At 65.6% G+C, this 19,843-nt stretch carries 15 protein-coding genes and 2 pseudogenes; 12 read left to right on the forward strand and 5 right to left on the reverse strand.

Annotated features, from left to right (window positions below):
- Positions 1-94: 94 nt before the first annotated feature.
- A complete protein-coding gene (locus ACVILL_RS23375) occupies positions 95-421 on the reverse strand; it encodes a hypothetical protein (RefSeq protein WP_456731187.1) in 327 nt (108 codons plus the stop codon).
- Between the two features lie 196 nt (positions 422-617).
- On the opposite strand from ACVILL_RS23375, the gene ACVILL_RS23380 reads away from it, so the two are divergent.
- A complete protein-coding gene (locus ACVILL_RS23380) occupies positions 618-1,934 on the forward strand; it encodes an ISNCY family transposase (RefSeq protein WP_456727712.1) in 1,317 nt (438 codons plus the stop codon).
- Between the two features lie 313 nt (positions 1,935-2,247).
- Complete coding sequence (locus ACVILL_RS23385) at positions 2,248-3,978, forward strand: EF-hand domain-containing protein (protein WP_456731188.1); 1,731 nt, start codon at positions 2,248-2,250, stop codon at positions 3,976-3,978.
- A 24-nt stretch (positions 3,979-4,002) separates the two neighbouring features.
- Here ACVILL_RS23385 and ACVILL_RS23390 read toward each other — a convergent pair whose 3' ends face one another.
- Complete coding sequence (locus ACVILL_RS23390) at positions 4,003-5,136, reverse strand: DNA methyltransferase (protein WP_456731189.1); 1,134 nt, start codon at positions 5,134-5,136, stop codon at positions 4,003-4,005.
- Positions 5,137-5,244: 108 nt separating this feature from the next.
- On the opposite strand from ACVILL_RS23390, the gene ACVILL_RS23395 reads away from it, so the two are divergent.
- The 3 genes from ACVILL_RS23395 (at position 5,245) to moaB (ending at position 7,161) form a co-directional block, all read left to right on the forward strand.
- Complete coding sequence (locus ACVILL_RS23395; RefSeq protein ID WP_456731190.1) at positions 5,245-5,421, forward strand: hypothetical protein; 177 nt, start codon at positions 5,245-5,247, stop codon at positions 5,419-5,421.
- A gap of 96 nt (positions 5,422-5,517) precedes the next feature.
- The gene (ypfJ, locus tag ACVILL_RS23400) at positions 5,518-6,453 is read left to right on the forward strand and encodes a KPN_02809 family neutral zinc metallopeptidase (protein WP_456731191.1); all 936 of its coding nucleotides are present in this window, start codon (positions 5,518-5,520) and stop codon (positions 6,451-6,453) included.
- 144 nt (positions 6,454-6,597) lie between these two features.
- The gene (gene moaB, locus ACVILL_RS23405; protein ID WP_456731192.1) at positions 6,598-7,161 is read left to right on the forward strand and encodes a molybdenum cofactor biosynthesis protein B; all 564 of its coding nucleotides are present in this window, start codon (positions 6,598-6,600) and stop codon (positions 7,159-7,161) included.
- Positions 7,162-7,419: 258 nt separating this feature from the next.
- On the opposite strand, the gene ACVILL_RS23410 is transcribed toward moaB, so the two are convergent.
- Positions 7,420-8,358 carry a bifunctional helix-turn-helix transcriptional regulator/GNAT family N-acetyltransferase gene (locus tag ACVILL_RS23410; protein WP_456731193.1) on the reverse strand — a complete coding sequence of 313 codons (939 nt, stop codon included), beginning with the start codon at positions 8,356-8,358 and terminating at the stop codon, positions 7,420-7,422.
- A gap of 44 nt (positions 8,359-8,402) precedes the next feature.
- Positions 8,403-8,972, reverse strand: coding sequence for a glycosyl transferase (locus ACVILL_RS23415; protein ID WP_456731194.1), 570 nt, complete (start codon positions 8,970-8,972; stop codon positions 8,403-8,405).
- A gap of 164 nt (positions 8,973-9,136) precedes the next feature.
- On the opposite strand from ACVILL_RS23415, the gene ACVILL_RS23420 reads away from it, so the two are divergent.
- From ACVILL_RS23420 to ACVILL_RS23435, 4 genes and pseudogenes are all read left to right on the forward strand, one after another.
- Entirely contained in the window at positions 9,137-10,303 is a 1,167-nt protein-coding gene (locus tag ACVILL_RS23420; RefSeq protein WP_456731195.1) for a PA0069 family radical SAM protein, read from the forward strand.
- A 145-nt stretch (positions 10,304-10,448) separates the two neighbouring features.
- Entirely contained in the window at positions 10,449-10,895 is a 447-nt protein-coding gene (locus tag ACVILL_RS23425) for a VOC family protein (RefSeq protein ID WP_456731196.1), read from the forward strand.
- A gap of 78 nt (positions 10,896-10,973) precedes the next feature.
- Positions 10,974-11,739: pseudogene (locus ACVILL_RS23430) on the forward strand (ribonuclease HII).
- A 394-nt stretch (positions 11,740-12,133) separates the two neighbouring features.
- A pseudogene (locus ACVILL_RS23435) lies at positions 12,134-13,643 on the forward strand (glycosyltransferase family 39 protein).
- A gap of 107 nt (positions 13,644-13,750) precedes the next feature.
- Here ACVILL_RS23435 and ACVILL_RS23440 read toward each other — a convergent pair.
- Complete coding sequence (locus ACVILL_RS23440; protein WP_456734342.1) at positions 13,751-14,572, reverse strand: uracil-DNA glycosylase; 822 nt, start codon at positions 14,570-14,572, stop codon at positions 13,751-13,753.
- Positions 14,573-14,764: 192 nt separating this feature from the next.
- Here ACVILL_RS23440 and ACVILL_RS23445 point away from each other — a divergent pair, with 192 nt between their 5' ends.
- The 3 genes from ACVILL_RS23445 to ACVILL_RS23455 all read left to right on the forward strand — a co-directional run bounded on the left by ACVILL_RS23445 (position 14,765) and on the right by ACVILL_RS23455 (position 19,832).
- The gene (locus tag ACVILL_RS23445; protein ID WP_456731197.1) at positions 14,765-16,423 is read left to right on the forward strand and encodes an electron transfer flavoprotein-ubiquinone oxidoreductase; all 1,659 of its coding nucleotides are present in this window, start codon (positions 14,765-14,767) and stop codon (positions 16,421-16,423) included.
- Between the two features lie 415 nt (positions 16,424-16,838).
- Positions 16,839-18,626 carry a tetratricopeptide repeat protein gene (locus ACVILL_RS23450; protein ID WP_456731198.1) on the forward strand — a complete coding sequence of 596 codons (1,788 nt, stop codon included), beginning with the start codon at positions 16,839-16,841 and terminating at the stop codon, positions 18,624-18,626.
- A 318-nt stretch (positions 18,627-18,944) separates the two neighbouring features.
- Entirely contained in the window at positions 18,945-19,832 is an 888-nt protein-coding gene (locus ACVILL_RS23455) for a 4-(cytidine 5'-diphospho)-2-C-methyl-D-erythritol kinase (RefSeq protein WP_456731199.1), read from the forward strand.
- Positions 19,833-19,843 lie beyond the last annotated feature (11 nt).

Here is a 19,843-nt window from a genome sequence, read left to right on the forward strand (position 1 = left end):
GATGGGCGGGGAAAGCCGCTGGACCCCTCATGCGCAAAATTCGCTGCGATGCGCAAGCGACGAGTTTGTGAATCAGGGTCGCGTGGCGCGCTGGTCAGCCGGCCAGGAGGCAGCCCAGGGTACCCGCTGCGACCAGCGCAACTCCCGCGATGTCCAGCATGGCGGCGGAGCGGGTCGCGGCATGCAGGTTTGACACCTGGGTCGCGCGCTCGGAGCCGCGGGCATAGCCGTGCACGATGATCTCTTCATTGAACTCGCCATGCGCCTCGAGGGCGAGCGTCAGTCCGACGCAGACGAGCAGGATGCCGAAAATGATCAGGCCGAAGAATCCGAGCAGGCCGATCAGCAGCATCGGAAACATGCCGAGCAGGAAGATCGGCAGCAGCGGCACCAGCAGCAATGTCTCGGATTGTCTTCGCATCGGACGACCAATCGAAACGGCGAGTGACGGGGCAGAGCGTAGGCCCGCTCCGCCGGTGCATCAAGATGGGGGCATTCAATTGTCAGTAGCTCGTGATCTGTCGCCTGTTTGTAGCTCGTGAAGTGTCGTGTTTTCGGTGCCCCGGAACGAGGGGGGCACGATGGGCACGGCATCCATTCACGAGGGTGTACGACGGATGCGGTTTTCAGATTTGCTGGAACGGACGGAGGCGAGGGAACTGACGCAGGAGGCTGCTGCGGAGGTTCTCGGGATCAGTGTTCGGACCTTCCAACGCTGGGCGGAGCGTTATGAGGCGGAGGGCGATGAGGGGCTGGTCGACCGACGCATGGGACGGCGATCGCCGCGGCGGGCTCCAGAGGAAGAACTGGAGCGGATGCTGGGACTGTTCCGGGACAAGTACGCGGACTTCACGGTGAAGCACTTCCACGAGCAGCTGCAAAAGCGGCATGACTATATGCTGGGCTATACGGTGACGAAGCTCGCCCTGCAGGCGGCGGGCCTGGTACGGAAGGCGCCGAAGCGTTCGGCGCACCGCAAGAAGCGCCCACGCCGGCCGCTGCCGGGGATGCTGTTGCACCAGGACGGGTCGCGCCACGTCTGGATCGAGGATCTGCCGGCGATGGACCTGATCGTGACGATGGACGATGCGACCAGTGAGGTCTACTCGATGCTGCTGGTCGAGGAAGAAGGCACGACCTCGACGTTCCAGGCCTTGCGCGAAGTGATTGGCGAGCGTGGCTTGTTCTGTGCGCTCTACACCGATCGCGGCAGCCATTATTTCCTTACCCCAAAAGCTGGCGAGAAGGTCTCGAAGACGCAACAAACCCAGGTGGGACGGGCTTTATCGCATCTTGGGATCGAGCATATTGCGGCCTATTCGCCGCAGGCGCGCGGGCGCTCCGAGCGGCTGTTTGGTACGCTGCAGGACCGCCTGCCAAAGGAGCTGCGGCTCGCCGGGATCAGGACGGTCGAAGCCGCCAATGCGTGGTTGAAGGCGCATTACATCGCCGAGCACAACGCCGCATTTGCGATCAAGGCCGAACAGCAAGGCACCGCCTTCGTGGCCGACCGCCACGAGGCCTGGCGCGAGGCGCTGTGCGTGATCGAGGAGCGAACCGTCGCCAACGACAATACCGTTGCATGGAACGGTCGGCGGCTGCAGCTGCCGCAGAGCCGGCTCAGGCCTCACTTCGTCAGGGCCTTGGTGCGAGTGCATGAGTATCCCGATGGCACCCTCAGCGTGTTCTTTGGCCCGCATCGATTGGCAAGGTTTGCGCCTGACGGACAGCAGCTCAGCCCCGACGCGCCTCAGCCTGGCAGCGTGCTCGGAGCCGTCAAGGACAAGCCCTGGCGGGCGCGCAAGCGCGCGTCCTTGACCGCTCCTGCGCGCGCCGCCGTCGAGAAAGCGCGGGTCGGGACGGAGAAACGGGCTTCAAATCGAACAAAGAAACCGACCCGCAGGGCTGACCAGACCCCTCTATCCATGGCATGACAAACTCGGCGCACCCGTCCACGCCTTCCGGGGGCGCCTAAAACTCCAAAACGAAGGCGACAGATCACGAGCTACAAAAACACGACATCTTCACCCGCTACGGACAGATGGGGGCATTCAATACCCCGTCATTCCGTGCGCCGCGACAATCGGGAGCAAACCGTGCCGGGCGATGCTTAACGTCGTTGTTTGGACATCCGCGGAAGGCCGGATGCCGCCTCAAGCAGCCGTTTACCGTTCCCGGATTCAACAGGAGGTAGCGGCTTGTCCGGCGCGCACGCGCGGCCTAATGCCGGGGATCGGGAGAACTCGCATGCCCTTGGTATCATCGCTCCGTCATGCCGGCCTGGCCGGTCTCGCCATCGCTGCCTTGGCCGGACAGCCCGCCGTCGCGCAAGCGCCGGCCGGGTCGCCGCCTTCGCCCGCAAAGGTCGCCCAGGAGCAGCTGCTGTTGCGGCTACCGGCAGGGCAGCCGCTGGATCGTTGCCTCGAGCAGCTTCGCAGCGAGTTCTTCAACCTTGATGCCGACGGCGACGGCAAGCTCACGCAGCGCGATGTCGAGCTACATGCGCTGATGGAAGCAGTCCAGGCAAGGTCCGTCGCTTGGATGTCCGTGCTGCGCTACGACCTCGACGGCGACGGCTTCGTGACCGAGGACGAGGTTCGCAGAAGCGCCACTTACGAGTCGCGGTGGTCACGCGCGCAGTCGATGATCGGCAAGTCGCCGCTTGGCCGCGGCGAGGAAGTGGTCCAGCGCGCGGTCACCATGATCATGGCGCTCGACGTGAACAAGGACGGCAAGGTCAGCCTTGCCGAAGCGGCGAAATTCAACGAGGCAAGCCAGCGGCAGGCCGCTGCGTTGAACGGCCTTGCGGCGAAAACCCGTCTTGCGCTGGCGCTCGAGGCGACGACATCAGGCGAACTGTCGCGCGCCGGCTACGAGGCCGCCGGCGAGGCGCTGTTTCGTGCGGTCGATACCGACCATGACGGGAAGATCTCGCAGCAGGAATTGATGGAATTCCGGCGCGCGCCCATGCCTCCCTCCAGCGACCCGGACGCTGCGCAAAGGCGCCTGCGCGAGCAGGAGGAACTGGCACGAAAGCGGCAGGTCGCGATCGACGCCGAACGGGCCGCTTGTGCGATGCCGGCGCCGTCCGCGGATGCGAAGGTCGTCTTGTTCAGTGCCTACAGCACCGAAGCCCTTTCGAGCGTGACGATCGGGCCGCAGGACGCGGTGATTCATGCCGGGCGTGTCGTCATCGAACCCGGCGCTGAGCCGCTCTATCTCGTGATGCCGACCTTCTCGCCCGTGATCTGGCAGTTCAGCGGCGCGGTCGACCGCGTCGAGCGGCTGGTCGTCAGCAGCATGGCGACCGGTCTCGAACGGTCGGACGGCAAGCAGCGATCGCTGGCCGGCGCCACTGGCCTGCCTAAGGACAGGGTGTCTTTCCTCGGATGGAGCTCTTGCCTCAGCTATTTCGACGACATTCCATCGAGCCCGTCGATCCGCGCAGTCGGTGCCGTGCGCGAGGCGACCGGCAGGGATCCGTCAAAGGTGCTTGCCGCACATTCGCTGGCCAGCGTCAGCTTGCCGTCGGGAAGCGTCGAAACGCTCGATCGGCAGCAGAACAGGCTTACCGTCATCAAGAATTCCGGTACGCTGCGGATCGACGGCGACGCCTCCAATATCATCGTGCGCGCAGGTCCGAGCCGGGCGCGCGACGATCTCTATAGTTATTCTCCGGGTGGACTCGTCACGATCGATCCGAAGTCCGTGATCGCCAGCCTCCCGGTGCAGCCTTACGAGGTCTTTCCGCAGGAGGCCGGACTGGTTCAGCTGCTGGAATCAGGTGCGCTGACGCAAAATCGCCACGGCGAATATATCGTCCAGAAGCCGATGCGCTTTCCGGCGGGCCTGCACGGTGCTCATTCCGTGAAATTCCTGGTGCTTCGCGATTCGCCGCTGCCACAAGGCGATCCCGGGCACTCCTGCGTCACCGTGGAAAATCAGCCGGCCGACCCAAGGTTCAAAGCCTGCAACTAGTGACGCGGGTCGCGGCAGGCTTGCTCAGCCCGCCGCCATCTCGGAGCGGATCTCGGCGCGCAGCTCGTCGATCAGCCTGAGGCCGGTCTTGGTCTCGACGTGCCAGAAGGTCCAGCCGTTGCAGGCGCCGGAGCCCTGCGCGACCGCGCCGATGCGGTGGATCGAGCCGACCTTGTCGCCGAGCATGATGGCGCCGTCGGCGCGCACCAGCGCGCCGTGGCGCTTCTTGGCGTCGACCAGCTTGGCGCCGGGCACGATCATGCCGCGCTCGATCAGTTCGGAGAACGCCACGCGCGGAGCCTCGCGCGCGGTCATGAACGGCGCCAGCGTTGCTTCCGGCAGCGGTTCGATCGCGGCGATGCGGGCTTCGGCGGCGGCGGCATAGGTCCGGTCGCGCTCGAAGCCGATGTAGCTGCGGCCGAGCCGCTTGGCGACGGCGCCGGTGGTGCCGGTGCCGTTGAACGGATCAATCACGAGATCGCCGGGTTTCGACGACGACAGCAGCACGCGCGCGAGCAGTTGCTCAGGCTTCTGCGTCGGATGGACCTTCTTGCCGTCGTCGTCCTTGAGGCGCTCCTCGCCGGTGCACAGCGGGATCAGCCAGTCGGAGCGCGCCTGCACGTCCTCGTTGGACGCCTTCAGCGCCTCGTAGTTGAAGGTGTAGCCCTTGGCCTTCTCGTCGCGCGCGGCCCAGATCATGGTCTCGTGCGCGTTGGTGAAGCGGCGGCCGCGGAAATTCGGCATCGGATTGGACTTGCGCCACACGATGTCGTTCAGGAGCCAGAAGCCGAGGTCCTGCATGATGGCGCCGACGCGGAAGATGTTGTGATAGGAGCCGATCACCCACAGCGTTGCCGACGGCTTCATCACGCGGCGGCAGGCCAAGAGCCAGGCGCGGGTGAAATCGTCATAGGCGGCGAACGACGAGAACTTGTCCCAGTCGTCGTCGACGGCATCGACATGCGACTCGTCGGGGCGCTTGAGATCGCCCTTGAGCTGCAGATTGTAGGGAGGATCTGCGAACACCAGATCGACCGAGCCTGACGGAAGCTTCGACAACTCGGCGACGCAATCGCCAATGACGATTCGGCTCGACGGGGCATTCTCAAATTTAGTGCGGGGCGCCTTTGCAGACGCCCCGCGACGCGACACTACCATGACTCAAGAACTCTGACTCAGGCGACGCTGTCGGCGACGCGGGACTAAACAACCGACTGGCGTCACATTGACCCGGCAAAGTAAAAATCGACTTAATTGGAAATCTTCATGCAAAAGATTGCAGCATCTTTTGCGCGGCATGACGCGTTGTCGTCGGCGTTGTGCTGCAACATCAGCGCGTTCGGCGAAAAAATTTGCGGATCATCAAACCGGCACGATTCGACCGGTAAATTGGCCGGCGCATGCAGCGTTCGCACCGCAAACGAGGTGCGTCTTCCGGGCTAGGCAATTTTTGCCGGGCAGGATATTGATTAACAGAATGGAAATTTTAAGTTGGTGTGTCCCGCATTGGGGCGCCGACTGGAATGAAGGGAAACCGCCATGCGCTACGATGATTTCCGCCGCAGCGACGACATCGAAGACCGTCGCGACGAAGGCGGGATGGGCGGAGGCGGGGGTGGCGGCTTCGGCATTCCGATGGGCGGTGGCGGGCTCGGCATCGGCACCATCATCGTGCTCGGCCTGCTCGGTTATGCCTTCGGTATCGACCCGCGCATCCTGATCGGCGGCGCCGAGATTCTGACCGGCGGCAACCAGGCGCCGACCTACCAGACCGATAGGCAGTCGTCGGGCGGGCAGACCAAGCGCGGCGCGCCGACCGACGAGATGGGCAGCATGATCGCCGGCATCCTCGGTGAAATCGACGATCGCTGGAGCGAGATCTTCCAGGCCTCCGGCCAGACCTACACCGGTCCGAAGATCGTGCTGTTCCGCAACGCCACCAATGGCGGCCGCTGCGGCATGGCGCAGTCGGCGATGGGACCGTTTTACTGTCCGCCGGACAAAACCATCTTCCTCGACACCGGCTTCTTCCGCGAGGTCGAGACGCGCTTCCGCGGCTGCTCGGGCAACGCCTGCAAATTCACCACGGCCTATATCATCGCGCATGAGGCCGGCCATCACATCCAGAACCTGCTCGGCATCATTCCGCGCGTGAACCGGCTGCAACAGCAGGCCGGCAGCAAGGCCGAAGCCAACGCGCTGCAGGTCAAGGTCGAGTTGCAGGCCGATTGCCTTTCCGGCGTCTGGGTCAACCGCGAGGAGAAGAAGCGGCCGGGCTTCCTCGAGGCCGGCGATATCGACGCCGCGCTGACTACCGCGAATGCGATCGGCGACGACACGCTGCAACGGCAGGCGACGGGCAGGGTGGTGCCGGATTCCTTCACCCACGGCTCCGCCGCGCAGCGCAAGCAATGGTTCATGACCGGCTTCCAGCAGGGCACCGTGCAGGCCTGCAACACGTTCGGCGGCGGTTAGTTTTGGTGCTCTCATGCCCCCGATGCAGCGCGGCATGAAATGCTGCGCTGCTGTTCCGGGGCCTGCCGCGATGCAAGATGGGTCCCGGCCCTGCGGAGCAGCGCTGAAGCGCTGCACCGCGTCCGGGACACGAGGTGATCGAAAATGTCCTCACTCGACGAATCCAAATCATTCATCCCGCTCAACATCGCGGTGCTGACGATTTCCGACACCCGCTCGCTGGCGGATGACAAGTCGGGCACCACGTTGGCTGACCGGCTCACCGCGGCCGGCCACAAGCTCGCGGCGCGCGAGATCGTCACCGACGATGTCGAGGCCATCAGAGCCGTGATCCGGCGCTGGATCGCCGATCCGGGCGTTGATGCCGTGATCACCACCGGCGGCACCGGCTTCACCGGCCGCGACGTGACGCCGGAGGCGGTCGAGCCGCTGTTCGAGAAGCGGATGGACGGCTTTTCGATCGCCTTCCACATGCTGAGCCACGCCAAGATCGGCGCATCGACGATCCAGAGCCGCGCCACCGCGGGTGTCGCGGGCGCAACCTTCATCTTCTGCCTGCCCGGTTCGCCCGGCGCCTGCCGCGACGGCTGGGACGGCATCCTGGCCGCGCAGCTCGACTACCGCACGCGCCCCTGCAATTTCGTCGAGATCATGCCGCGGCTCGACGAACATTTGCGCCGCCCGAAGGCGAAAGGCGCAAGCGCGTAGTCCTTGTATCTCTCCATCGTCATTCCGGGGCGTGCGAAGCACGAACCCGGAATCTCGAGATTCCGGGTTCATCGCTGCGCGATGCCCCGGAATGACGCGCGCGAACTGATCAACGACCCCTAAAGATTCTATTCAAGCCGCGCCACGCCGCCCGAACCGCCCTGCGATACGCCTCGGCCCGCAGCGCGTGGGCCCTGCGGGTATAGAATGTGATGAGCTCCGCCGTGACGCGCCGCCCGGTTTCGCGGCGCTGCGGTCTCACAGATCTAGCTCCCAGGTCTCGCCGATGAGGTCGACGCCGAAGCTGTGGTGCTTCTCTTCCTTCACGCGCTGAAAGCCGGCGCGGGCGTAGATGCCGCGTGCGGCGACCAGAATGCTCTGGGTCCACAGCGTCATCTTCCTGTAGCCCTTCTCGCGCGCGGTGCGGATGCATTGCTCGACCAGCGCGCGGCCGACGCCGAGCCCGCGCGCCTTCTCCTCGACCAGCAACAGCCGCAGCTTGGCGACCCCGTCGCCGCCGTTGACCAGGAAGATCGAGCCGACCGGCTCGCCATCGACCTCCGCGATCCAGCAATGCTCGCAGGCCGGATCAAACGATCGCAGAAACTGCGCGCAGATCTCGGCCACCAGCGCCTCGTAGCTGATGTCCCAGCCATATTCCTCTGCGTAGGCTTGTCCCTGACGCGAGACGACCCAGCCCATGTCGCCGACGCGGTGGCTGCGCAGCAGGAAGCCGACCGGCTTCTCAGCCGGTGGCTGCAGCGACTGCTCGATCGTGCCCATCGCACGCACCACGGCCGCACGGCGGTCGCCGTCCATCTGCTTCAGCAGCGCGCCGACCTCGGCGCGCGAGCGGCTTTCGAGGTCGGCGGACGCGGCGCGGCCCCTGGCGGTGAGGGCCACCTCATTGACCCGCTTGTCGGCCTTCGACGGCTTGCGCGTCACGATCTGGCGGCGCTGCAGTGCCGCCAGCGTGCGGCTGACGAAGCCGGCATCGAGGTCGAGATCGCGCACCAGGTCGGTCGCGGTGCAGTCCTCGCGATGCGCGAGCTCGTAGATGATCCGCGCTTCCTGCAGCGTGAACGGGGATTGCAGCAGCTTCGGCTCGATGATGCCGAGCTTGCGGGTATAGAACCGGTTGAAGCCGCGGACCGCGGCGACCTGGCTCTCGAGGGTGGCATTGGAATTTGATTTCATCAAACATATTATTTGACGGAATCAAACAATCTGCAAGCGCTTTCTCAAGCCACCATGATCCGGCTGCGCAGCATGGTGCGGGAGGAGCGGCCGAGCCGGCGCAACAACCGCGCCTCGGAGCGGGGGGCGTCCGGCCGGTAGCCGCCGATCCGCTCGTAATGCTGGCGCGCGATCAGCAGGCCCTGTTCCGCCGAGGGGCCGGCGATCATCCGGGCGACGAATTTGAGGCCGTCGCGCAGCCCGGGGTCGGAGTAGGGCGCGCGGGCGTAGCGGAAGATGCCGGCGCGGTCCTTGCCGCTGGCCGCCACCATCTGGATGAACTGGGTGGTCTCCTCGATCCAGCCGGCATCGAGCACCGCGCCAGGATGCAGGAACATCAGCCAGGGCGAGCGCGCCTGGCGTGCGCCGGCCGCGAGCGCCGCGGCGCGGGTGCCCTCGAAGCGCAGGAAGCGGCAGCCGGCGACGTCGGCGACGCGCTCCATGATGTCGGTATTGGTGCGGTCGACCAGCAGCACTTCGCGGATCACACCGGCGGCCGCGCCCGGCACCAGCGCCGCCAATGTCGCGACCGCGGTGCGCTCGATCCCGTCGGTTGGAATGATCACGCTCAGCATGATTTGAGGCTTCGCTGGCTCAAATGGTTCTGGAAACTCCGGCCGTGTTATCACCTTGTCATATTCAAAGCAGCCTGTTCGCCTGCAGATTTTTGCGCCATCACTTTGTGGAATTTCTCCGCTCGTGTTCTTGATTTGTTCCTAGGCTGTGCTAGCTTCAGAGCATGAGCCGAGCATCCTCTCATGCCCTCAAGCACCCGCCGGTAACGGCGCCCTCCGATAACCCGGCGGGTGCACCCACCCCTTTTCCCGAGCTTGCGGTCGCTATCGAGCGCGAGCGGCGGCGCGGCCGCGGCGCGCAGTCCAATGCCAGCGGCCGCTACGAGGCCGAGGCGCGGACAGCCTTCGATGACGGCTGGCAGAGCCTCGAAGACCTGCCGCCGTTCCAGACCTCGGTCGCGCTCGATACCTCGCGCAAGGTGATCACCCGCAACGACTCGCCCGACATCGGCTTCGATCGCTCGATCAATCCCTATCGCGGTTGCGAGCATGGCTGCGTCTATTGCTTCGCGCGGCCGACCCACGCCTATCTCGGCCTGTCGCCGGGGCTGGACTTCGAGTCAAAACTGTTCGCCAAGCCGGACGCGCCCGCGCTGCTCGAGAAGGAACTGGCGGCGCCCGACTACGAGGCGCGGATGATCGCGATCGGCACCAACACCGATCCGTATCAGCCGATCGAGCGCGAACGGAAGATCATGCGCGGGATCCTCGAGGTGCTGGAGCGCGCCGGCCATCCGGTCGGTATCGTGACCAAGTCGGCGCTGGTGACCCGCGATATCGACATCCTGGCGCGGATGGCCAAGCGCAACCTGGCCAAGGTTGCACTCTCGGTGACGACGCTCGACCCGAAGCTCGCCCGTACCATGGAGCCGCGCGCCTCGACCCCGCCGAAGCGGCTCGAGGCGATCAAGCGCCTTGCCGATACCGGCATCCCGACCACCGTGATGGTCGCACCGGTGATCCCGGCGCTGAACGACTCCGAGATCGAGCGCATCCTCGATGCCGCCGTGCACGCCGGCGCCAGGGAGGCGAGCTACGTGCTGCTGCGGCTGCCGCTCGAGGTCCGCGATCTCTTCCGCGAATGGCTGATGGCAAACTATCCCGACCGCTATCGCCACGTCTTCACGCTGATCCGCGACATGCGCGGCGGCCGCGATTACGATTCGCAGTGGGGCACGCGGATGAAGGGCACCGGCCCGATGGCCTGGATGATCGGCCGCCGCTTCGAAATCGCCTGCGAAAAGCTCGGCCTCAACAAGCGGCGCACCAAGCTGACCACCGATCACTTCGCCAAGCCGAAACGCAACGGGCAGCAGCTGAGCTTGTTCTAGCCGAAATCCAGTAGCCCGGATGAAGCGCAGCGAAATCCGGGAATCTTGCCGCTGACACGAGGCCCGGATTGCGCTTCGCTTCATCCGGGCTACGAAGAACAACAAGGCGACGACGCATAGATCCATAAATAGAGTGAGTGCAACAATGAGTAACGCCCCGACCGCACGCTTCACCGTCCTCACGCTCGGCGTCAGCAACATGCGCGCCAGCATCGCCTTCTACGAGTCCCTCGGCTTCACCAGGAAGATGCGCGCGACCGGCGAGGAGGTTGCGTTCTTCGAGACCGGCGGCAGCGTGCTCGGGCTGTTTCCGTGGCATCTGCTCGCCGACGATGTCGGGCTGCCCGATCAGCCGCGGCCGGCTGCATTCCGCGGCGTTTCGATCGCCTGGAACTGCAACGACGACGCCGAGGTCGATCGGGTGATGGCGTTCGCGCTGTCGAAGGGCGCCACATTGCTGAAGCCCGCGCAGCCGACCAGCTATGGCGGCTATTGCGGCTATTTCGGCGATCCCGACGGCCACGCCTGGGAAGTGGTGCGCGCGCCGGGTTTCGAGGTTCTCGATAACGGGCGGGTGTCGATTCCGGATTAGAGCGAGCCGGTTTGAATAACGGGGAAGGGCATCAGGTTCCCGGTTGCGCCGCCGGGCCAGCTTGATCACCATCCCCGCATGATTCGGGACAAGTCCAAAACCACGTCCAAGAAGGCGCCGGCCAAATCAGCCAAGCCGGACAAGCGCATCACCGTCGTGACGCGGCCGAGCTTCCGGCGTGAGCGCGCGCTGATCAAGCGCGGCGTCTGGCCGGTCGCCGGCTGCGACGAGGCCGGGCGTGGCCCCGCTGGCCGGGCCGGTGGTTGCCGCCGCCGTGGTGCTCGATCCTGCGCGCGTTCCCAAGGGGCTCGACGATTCCAAGCGGCTCTCCGCCGAGCGCCGCGAGGAACTGTTCGAGGAGATCTGCGCGACTGCCGCATTCTCGGTCGCGGTGGCCTCGCCGGCGCGAATCGACCGCGACAATATCCTGCGCGCCTCGCTGTGGGCGCTGGCGCGCGCGGTGCATGCGCTGCCGGAAATGCCCAACCACGTCTTCGTCGACGGCCGCGACAAGCTCGCCACGCCCTGCGACTGCGACGCCGTGATCGGCGGCGACGGCATCGTGGCCTCGATCGCGGCCGCCTCGATCATCGCCAAGGTGACGCGCGACCGCCTGATGTGCCAGCTGGCGCTGGATTGCCCCGGCTACGGCTTCGAACAGCACAAGGGCTATGGCGTGCCCGAGCACCTCGAGGCGCTGGACCGGCTCGGGCCGACCACCCATCACCGCAGCTTCTTCGCCCCCGTCGTCGCCGCGCGGCTCAAGCATTTCCCGCTTCTCGCCGAGCCCGACCTGTTCAAGGTCGATGCGGAAAGCGAAGCCGCGGCGTCAGAGGCGGCCTAGAGGGCGACGACGACCGCCCAGGCAGCGGCGCCAACGCACACAACGGTGTCGTCGCCCGGCTCGCCGCCTTCGCTGAAGCTTCGGCGCGCCCAGGTCCGCATGCCGCGTCGAAGCATTGGCGTAGACGGGGCCGGGCGATCCAGTATTCCAGCGACGGTCGTTTTCGCGAGAGGCCCCGGCGTACCGGATCATCCGCTTTCGCGGGATGACGACAGCGGAGTTTGAGGTTAAGTGCACCGGCATACTCGAGGCCGGTTGCCTCCACAGCCTTCGCCGTTTATCAAAACCCTCGGGATCAGATGGCGCCGCCGTGTTTTAGCATGATCTTTTCGGAAAACCGCTTCGCACTTTTCCGGATCATGCTCGCGGGTGGCTGGGGCATTTCAGGCGTTTCATGCGGTTTACCTCCCTGGTTGTCGAACTGATCCGCGCCCGGCCGCGCCTCGTGGTCTGGGTCGTGGTGCTGGTGCAGGCCGCGATCTGGCTGCTGCTGCCGCTGATCTTCTACGGCAGCCCGCCCGGCGATCTCGCCACCATCCTCGCCTTCGGCCGCGAATATCAGGTCGGCACCGACATGGGGCCGCCGCTGGCGTTCTGGCTCGCCGACATCGCCTTCCGCGCCGCCGGCAATCACGTGTTCGGCGTCTATCTGCTGGCGCAGGTCTGCGAGATCACAACCTTCATCGCCCTCTACCAGCTGGCACGCGCCATCGTCGGCGGCCCGCAGGGCGTGCTGGCGGTGCTGCTGTCGATGACGGTCGTGGTGTTCTCCTCGCCGAGCGTCGAGTTCGGCCCGCTGATCCTGGCGCGTCCGCTCTGGGCGCTGCTGCTGCTGCATTCCTGGCAGTTGATCGGGCAGAACCGGCGCAGCGCCTGGTTCGCCTGGTCGATCGATTGCGCGCCTGCTGCTGCTGACGACGCCGGCGGCGATCGGCATGATCCTGCTCGTGGTCGGTTTTGCGCTGGCGACCGAGCGCGGGCGGCGCACGCTCAAGTCGATCGATCCGCTCTACGCGCTGCTGGTCATCATTGTGCTGGCGCTGCCCTATCTGATCTGGCTGGTCCGCGCCCACGTGCTGGCGCCGCCGGCCTTGCCCGCGGCTGCCGATCTCAAGGCGCGCGCGCTGCGCTGGGGCGTCGTGCTCGGCGGGCTGATCGTGGCGACCGGTGGAATCGTGCTGCTGGCGATCCTCAATTCGCGCTGGTTCGCCCGCGACGCCGAGGACGCGCCGATCATCTATCGCCCCTCCGTCAGCCCGCTGGCGCAGCAATTCGTCTATTTCTTCGCGTTCGCGCCGGCGATCGTGAGCAGCTTCATCTCCGGGCTGTTCGATTTGGATCGCGCCTTCGGCGGCGCCGGCGTGGCGCTGTTGATGTCGGGGCTCGCCGTCGTCGTCGCAACCGGCGATCTGATCTCGCTCCGGCGGCAGCGGCTGTTGCGCTCGGTGTGGGCCCTGGCCATCGCTGCGCCCGCCGCGGTGGCGCTGGCCGCGGCGCTGTTCCTGCCCTGGACCAGCACGAAGGAGGTGCCGACCTCGCTGCCGGCAGCCGCGATGGGGCGCTTCTTCGACGACGCCTATGAGCGCCGCACCAACCAGCGCCTGCGCGCGGTGGCCGGCGACCCTGAAATCGCCAGCCTGATCGCGATGAACGGGCGCCGCCCGCATCTTTTGCTCGACGCCACGCCGCAGCGGACGCCGTGGCTGTCCGTTGCAAAATTCAACGAGACCGGCGGCGTCGTGGTCTGGCGCGCGCAGGACACCGCCGGCACGCCGCCGCCTGAACTCGCGCAGCGCTTTCCGGGTTTGGTGCCGGAAGTGCCGCGCTCGTTCGACCGGCTGGTCAATGGACGGCAGCCGGTGCTGCGGATCGGCTGGGCGATCGTGCGGCCGAAGGGGACGTGAGGGTCGGTTAGCAGTAGCCCGGATGGAGCGTAGCGAAATCCGGGGCCGCTTTCTCAACTTGCTGCGGCCTGACCCGGATTGCGCTTCGCTCCATCCGGGCTACGAAGTCATGAAGCCGTTGCTTGCTGCAGCACCTTCGAAATCGCGCGCAGATCCTGCCACGACAATCTCTTGTACGACGGCGAGCGCAGCAGATACGCCGGGTGGAACGTCGCAACCGCACGGATCGCGCGCGTGCCGGTGTCGTAGTCGATCCATTTGCCGCGCGTGCGCATGATGCCTTCGCGCGTGCCGAGCAGCGCCTGCGTCGAGGGGTTGCCGAGCGTCACCAGCACGTCGGGATTCACCAGTTCGATGTGGCGCTGAATGAAGGGCAGGCACACCTGCGTTTCCTGCGGCGTCGGCGTGCGGTTGCCCGGCGGCCGCCACGGGATGACGTTGGCGATATAGGCCTTGCTGCGGTCGAGCCCGATCGCCGCGATCATGCGGTCGAGCAGCTTGCCGGAGCGGCCGACGAACGGCAGCCCCTCGATGTCCTCGTCGCGGCCCGGCGCCTCGCCGACGAACATCACGCGCGCCTGCGGATTGCCGTCGGCGAACACCAGCCTGGTCGCGGTGTGTTTCAGCGCGCAGCCGTCGAACGTCTCCATCAGCGTGCGCAACGCTTCCAGCGTCGGCGCGGTCCGCGCCGCCTCGCGCGCCGAGGCGATCGCGGCATCAGGCGCGACGGTGATTTCGCTGCGCGGAACTGCCGGCATCGGCGGCGGACGCAGCGGATTGAGCGCCACCGGCCGCGGCGCGGCGGGAGCGGGAACTGGCTCCGGCTCCTCGAGCCGGTTGATCGGCTCGTCGCCAAGCGCGCAATCGACCCCGGCCTCGAGGTAAAAGGCCAGCAATTGCTGCAGTGTAGGGGTGGGCTCGGGCATCAGGGCCATGATGTCTGCAATCTAGAGCATGAATGGGAAAAGTGGAGGCCGGTTTTCGGAAAAGATTATTCTCTGCGGGATCGGGGCCGTGCAAACCCATCGAAGCGCAATTCCATGGTTGTCCTTCCGCGAAAAATCGGAAACAACGACTTTTGAAAAGCTTAGAAGCGTTCTCAATGGGCTGAGATCAAGATCATGAGTGCTGAAGACCTTCCTCCGCGCGAGTCTATGGAATTCGACGTCGTCATCGTCGGCGCCGGCCCGTCGGGCCTGTCGGCCGCGATCCGGCTGAAGCAGCTCAATCCGGAGCTCTCGATCGTCGTGGTGGAGAAGGGCTCCGAGGTCGGCGCGCACATTCTCTCGGGCGCGGTGATCGATCCGGCCGGCCTCGACAAGCTGGTGCCCGACTGGCGCGAGGATGCCGACTGCCCGCTGAAGACGCAGGTCACGAGCGACCGCTTCTATTTGACGACGTCGCAGGGCTGGTTCCGCATCCCGAACTTCATCATGCCGCCCTTGATGCACAATCATCACTGCTACATCGGCTCGCTCGGCAATGTCTGCCGCTGGCTGGCGCCGAAGGCGGAGGCGCTCGGCGTCGAGATCTATCCGGGCTTCGCCGCCACTGAGGTGCTCTATGACGACAACGGCGCGGTGCGCGGCATCGCGACCGGCGACATGGGCATCGCCAAGGACGGCAGCCACAAGGATTCCTACACCCGCGGCATGGAGCTGCTCGGCAAGTACACGCTGTTCGCCGAGGGCGCGCGCGGCTCGCTGTCGAAGCAGCTGATCGCGAAGTACCAGCTCGATGCCAAGAGCGAGCCGCCGAAGTTCGGCATCGGCTTGAAGGAAGTCTGGCAGATCGACCCGGCAAAGCACAAGAAGGGCCGGGTGCAGCATACGCTCGGATGGCCGCTGAAGGACAAGACCGGCGGGGGCTCGTTCCTCTATCACTACGACGACAACCGCGTCGCGGTCGGCTTCGTCGTGCATCTCAATTACGACGATCCCTATCTGTCGCCGTTCGACGAATTCCAGCGCTTCAAGACGCATCCCGACGTCCGCGAGCTGTTCGAGGGCGGCAAGCGCCTTGCCTATGGCGCGCGTGCCATCACCGAGGGCGGCTACCAGTCGGTGCCGCGGCTCTCGTTCCCGGGCGGCGCGCTGATCGGCTGCGCCGCGGGCTTCGTCAACGTGCCGCGCATCAAGGGCGTCCACAACGCGATGGGCTCGGGCATGCTCGCCGCCGAGCACGTCGCCGCCGCGCTCGGTGCCGGCCGTGCCAACGACGAACTCGTCGAGTACGAAAACGCCTGGCGCTCGTCGTCGATCGGCAAGGACCTGTTCAAGGTCCGCAACGCCAAGCCGTTCCTGTCGAAGTTCGGCACCATGTTCGGCATGGTGGTGTCCGGCTTCGACATGTGGTGCAACACGCTCGGCTTCTCGCTGTTCGGCACCCAGTCGCACGCCAAGCCGGACCGCAAGACGCTCGATCCGGCCAAGCAGCACCAGCCGATCGCCTATCCGAAGCCGGACGGCAAGATCTCGTTCGACAAGCTGTCGTCGGTGTTCCTGTCCAACACCAATCACGAGGAGGACCAGCCGGTCCACCTCAAGGTCGCCGACATGAACCTGCAGAAGACGTCGGAGCACGACGTGTTCGCCGGTCCCTCCAACCGCTACTGCCCGGCCGGCGTCTATGAGTGGGTCGAGGAGGGCTCCGCGCCGCGCTTCCAGATCAACGCGCAGAACTGCGTCCATTGCAAAACCTGCGACGTGAAGGACCCCAACGGCAACATCACCTGGGTTCCTCCGGAGGGCGGCGGCGGTCCGAACTACGAGGCGATGTAAGGCCCAAACGGCCGACCACATTTGCGTGAGCCGCAGCGCTTCCTGCGGCAACCACCGCTTGGCCTCTCCGCGCGTGGAGCGGCCGGATTGCACCGTCGGATGCATTGGGAGACGCGGAACAAGGGGGCCGTGGCGCCAGGATCGGGCGCTTTTTGCGTCTGCGCGCGAATATGCCCAGCCCGGTCACGATACCGCCATAGTGGGAGCGTCTTGCGGTGGGGCTGGCTGGATCGGCGGGTCTAAAGGCCTAATCTGTCAATTGATTCGCGACGGGCGATCCTTGCGGATAAACGCCAAAAGCGGCATTGTCGGCTCGCCGTGATGCCGCCGCTTGGGTTCGCATTTTGAGACTGATCGCAAGATCTTGGCCGTAAAATCCATCTTGGCTGTACATCCCTGGAGCAAGGCGACCGTGATGCTGTCCACCCGTTTCAACCGCTTGACGATTGCCCTTCTCGCTGCCGCGGCGCTCGCCGCGCCTGCGCAGCTGTCGGCGCAAACGCCGGACCACCCGACCGACAATACCGCGCAATTCCCGTCCAAGAACGACCTGAAGTCGCTGACGACAGCCGGCAGCTATCTCGCCGCCCGCCATGCCAGCGTCGAGCGCGATGCGGCCTCGGCCGCGGCGTTCTACCGCTCGGCGCTGCGCACCGATCCGAAGAATTCCGAGCTGCTCGACCGCGCCTTCATCTCCTCGCTCGCCGACGGCGACATCGAGGAGGCGGTCAAGCTCGCCGACCGCATCCTGACCCAGGACAAGGCCAACCGCGTCGCCCGCCTCGTGGTCGGCGTGCGCGACCTCAGGCTGAAGAAATACGCCGCCGCGCAGTCCAACATCAACCAGTCGGTCCGCGGCCCGATAACCGACCTCGTGGCCACGCTGCTGTCGGCTTGGGCGGCCTATGGCTCAGGCGACAGCAAGGCTGCGGTCGCCTCGATCGACAAGCTGACCGGCCCCGAGTGGTATCCGATCTTCAAGGACCTGCATGCCGGCATGATCTACGAGCTCGCCGGCAAGGAGAAGGATGCCGGCGCCCGCTTCGAGAAGGTCTACAAGCTCGACGATTCGATGCTGCGCACGGTCGACGAATATGCGCGCTGGACCTCGCGCAACAAGGATGCCGCCGCCGCCACCGCGATGTACGAGGCTTTCGACAAGAAGCTGCCGCGGCATCCGCTGGTGCTCGAAGGCATCAAGGAGACGAAGGCCGGCAAGAAGCTGCCGCCGCTGATCGATTCACCGCAGGCCGGCGCTGCGGAAGCGCTGTACGGCATCGGCGCGACGCTGACCCGCCGCGGCGGCGAGGACCTCGCGCTGGTCTATCTGCAGCTCGCGCTCTATCTGCAGCCGAACCATCCGTTGGCGCTGCTCTCGCTCGCCGATCTCTATGAATCGGTGAAGAAGCCGCAGATGGCGATCAAGGTCTATGAGCGGATGCCGGCGTCCTCGCCGCTGAAGCGCAACGCGCAGATCCAGCTCGCGACCAATCTCGACGCCGCCGACCGCAGCGAGGAGGCGATCAAGATCCTCAAGGAAGTCACGGCCGACCAGCCGAAGGACATCGAGGCGATCCTGGCACTCGGCAATATCGAGCGCGGCCGCAAGAAGTTCGCCGACTGCGCCACCACCTATTCGCAGGCGATCGACGCGCTGCCGGCCGCCGGCGGCGACAAGAATGCCTGGGTCACCTATTACTACCGCGGCATCTGTGAGGAGCGCTCCAAGCAGTGGAACAAGGCCGAGGCCGACATGCGCAAGGCGCTCGAGCTGCAGCCCGAGCAGCCGCATGTGCTGAACTATCTCGGCTATTCCTGGATCGACCAGGGCATCAACCTCGACGAAGGCATGAAGATGATCAAGCGTGCCGTCGATCAGCGCCCCGACGACGGCTACATCGTCGACTCGCTCGGTTGGGCCTACTATCGCATCGGCAATTACGATGAGGCGGTGAAGAACCTCGAGCGCGCGATCGACCTGAAGCCGGAAGATCCGACCATCAACGACCATCTCGGCGATGCCTATTGGCGCGTCGGCCGTACCCTGGAAGCCAAGTTCCAGTGGGCGCATGCCCGCGACCTCAAGCCCGAGCCGGAGGAGCTGCCGAAGATCCAGGCCAAGATCGACAACGGCCTGCCCGACGACACCTCCAACGCCGCCGCCGCCGACAAGAAGAAGGACGACGACGGCAAGGGCGGCTAGTCCGCGTCCTCGCACTGCATTTCCAGAAATACCGCGATGCCCGGGCTCTCCCCGGGCATTTGCGTCGATCCACCAGCCCGGTCATTCCGGGGCGTCCGAAGGGCGAACCTCAGATGCGCAATTGCGCATCGGGGAATCTCGAGATTCCGGGTTCGATGCTGCGCATCGCCCCGGAATGACGGAGCAGACATGGGCATCACTGTGAGGCGCCCTCGGATGTACCCCAAATCGCGGAATTTCCATGCAAACAAAGGGATAGGATCGTACGGCGATTTACGCTAATCGCATCATGATGTTTGTTTTTAGGGGTTTATCGCCGTGCCGGCGCTGATTGAAGAAGGGCGTGCCAAGGTCAACCTGACACTGAAGGTTGTCGGGCGGCGCGTCGATGGGTTCCACGACCTGGAGAGCGTCGTCGCGTTTGCCGATTGCGCCGATCGTCTCACGCTCGAGCCGGGCCGCGAGCTGTCGTTGACGATGGCGGGACCGCTGGCCGATGCCTGCGGCGATACATCGGACAATCTGGTGCTCAAGGCCGCGCGCCTGCTCGGCGAGCGCGTCGCGGATCTCGAGGTCGGCCACTTCACGCTGGAGAAGGTGCTGCCGGTTGCGGCCGGTATCGGCGGCGGCTCGGCGGACGCCGCGGCCGCGCTGCGGCTGTTGGCGCGGCTCAACGAGCTCTCGCTGGACGACAGCAGGATCATGGAGGTCGCGCTGCAGACCGGCGCCGACGTGCCGGTGTGCGTCGCCTCGCGGGCCTGCGACATGACCGGCGTCGGCGAAGGCCTGCTGCCGCTCGATCTGCCGAAGATGCCCTGCGTGCTGGTCAATCCGCGCGTGCCGGTTGCGACCAAGGATGTCTTCAATGCACTCGGCCTGCGCCATGGCGAACTGCTGATCGGCGCCACCGATGTCATGATCCAGGCGCCGTCCTGGCCGGAGGCCGGCTGTGTAATCGACGACTGGATCGAGGCGCTGTCGCGCGGCACCAACGATCTCGAAGGCCCTGCCGCGCGCATCGAGCCCGTGATCAGCGACGTGCTGTCCGCATTGCGCGAGACGACGTCCGTTCGTCTCGTGCGCATGTCGGGCTCCGGCGCGACCTGCTTTTCGGTCTTCGCCACCGACGCCGACGCAGAGGCCGCCGGCGAAAAGCTCCGCACCGATCACCCCGGCTGGTGGGTGCATGCGGGCTCGCTGAGCTGACGCAATCGCGG

Source organism: Bradyrhizobium sp. USDA 3364 (genome assembly GCF_054056355.1).